Here is a 1,831-nt window from a genome sequence, read left to right as displayed (position 1 = left end):
GAAGCATTTGAAGACCAAGTAAGAGAAATTTTATATAACTAAATACACAAATTATTACAGTTTGAAATTAGTTCAATTTAATATTGCAATTTAAGAACATATTACAATAGATTAATTTTTTTAAAATTTTCTTTGAAGAATTTTTTATATCATGCTAAATTTAGGTTATAGTCAATCTCAAAAACCAAAGGAGAGATCAAGATGAATATCAGAATTGAAAATATTGGAGAGTGTAAAATTGCTTATCTACGTCAAATTGGTCCCTATGGTCCTAATAATATTAAGACCATGGAAAAACTAAAAGACTGGGCTCAAGCTCAAAACTTATTTAACGATGATGCAATCATCCTTGGTATTGCTCACGATAACCCTGAAACAACATCGCCAGAAAACTGTCGCTATGATGCTGCTATCGTTATTTATAAGGACTATCAAGTTGACGATACTGTTAATGTAACAGAAATAAGTGGAGGTTTATATGCTACTTTAAAAGCTAAACATACCCCTAAGGAAATTCAAAACGCATGGGAGCAAATATTTGTAGAGCTACAAGCTACTGAATATGAGCTTGATAACAGAGCAACCTTTGAAAGATATACTGGTGCAATGATAGGCAATGGTTATTGTGAAATCTGTGTCCCAGTAATGGCTAAATAACTTACAATAAGACATCTCTTTTTAAGTTACAGTGGTCATTTGATGGTTTTGTGTTGTGTAGCATGTTAATTGGAAATAGAAGATAAAGTGAGTCAAAATATTTCAAACAAATACTAAAGATCTAAAAACATCTAAACTAATAATGAAAGGAGAGGTCAAAGCAGCACAACCACCTGCTATCACCTCTCCTAAAACCATAACGCCCATTTCGCTCCTCTCCGCTGGGGAATCTACAACCTGACAAAACCAGCAGGACTCGGTATCTTCCCCAGCTACGTGTCGCTCAATAGGCTAAGATCAAGTTCAAACCATCTCTATTGACCAGCCACACTACAAGCTCAGGGTTTCCCTCATTTCCTCCCCCCAAGCCCCCCACTTTCCTTCAAGTCCTAAAGGTCTTTCCGTGCTCTATAAATGCTATCGCATTTATAATCGCCACTCCCTTCCCAGACAGGCTCGAGACAGAACACTTCGCCAAGAAGGAGCTATTAGGATGGGGGGAGGGAAGATTGAGGGACACCCTTTGGGGCGAGCGGGAAATCTCACAGCATTTCCCGTCTGTCCCCAGCTTGTAGTGTGGCTGGATGGTCTTGATTGCCCCTGCTACATTACATAAGAAAGGACAGAGCAAATTCACCTCTGTCCTTTCTTATTACATTTCGCACCCACCCCAGATATTCTCTGCCTTCTATGTAAGATTGGTATCCCATAAAATCAAATAATATCAAATTTCATTTTTAGTTTTTATAATGATATAATAAATACAAATGTTAAAATTTGAAAATTGTCACATATTATTCATTTAGAAGGAGGCCTTTATTATTTGAAGATTTTCAAAGGAATATTTAATTGGTTAATTATATTTTTGGTTTTATATTTATCTCATCAAATTATTTATAAAATAACTCATTTAAACCTCTTAGCTTGGCCATTATCTATTATTTTAAGTAAATATATATCAAAAAAGTACCTCTAAAAATTATGAGTATATCTATTTAAGCGAATTTCATAAAAATAAATGCTAATATTTCAAGGTTTTTTAGCTATACAAAAAAGACTTCACCCCATTTTTGTCGAATTGAGGTTCCCCCATTAAATTAGACACATAGTTTAGTGGTTTTTCTCTCATTTTCGTATTCTTCTGGACTTTTATAATCTAAAGTAGAATGCATTC

The 1,831-nt window shown here is 34.5% G+C and carries 1 protein-coding gene; it reads left to right on the top strand.

Annotation, left to right across the window (positions count from 1 at the left end; genetic code table 11):
• Window positions 1-201: 201 nt before the first annotated feature.
• Complete coding sequence (locus BX659_RS18595; protein ID WP_097019714.1) at window positions 202-657, top strand: AraC family transcriptional regulator; 456 nt, start codon at window positions 202-204, stop codon at window positions 655-657.
• Window positions 658-1,831: the final 1,174 nt, after the last annotated feature.

This window comes from Orenia metallireducens, from assembly GCF_003001995.1.
Taxonomy (GTDB): Bacteria; Bacillota; Halanaerobiia; order Halobacteroidales; family Halobacteroidaceae; genus Orenia; species Orenia metallireducens_B.
Note: the sequence above shows the minus strand (reverse complement) of the source record. Positions and strands in the feature narration are given on the sequence as shown.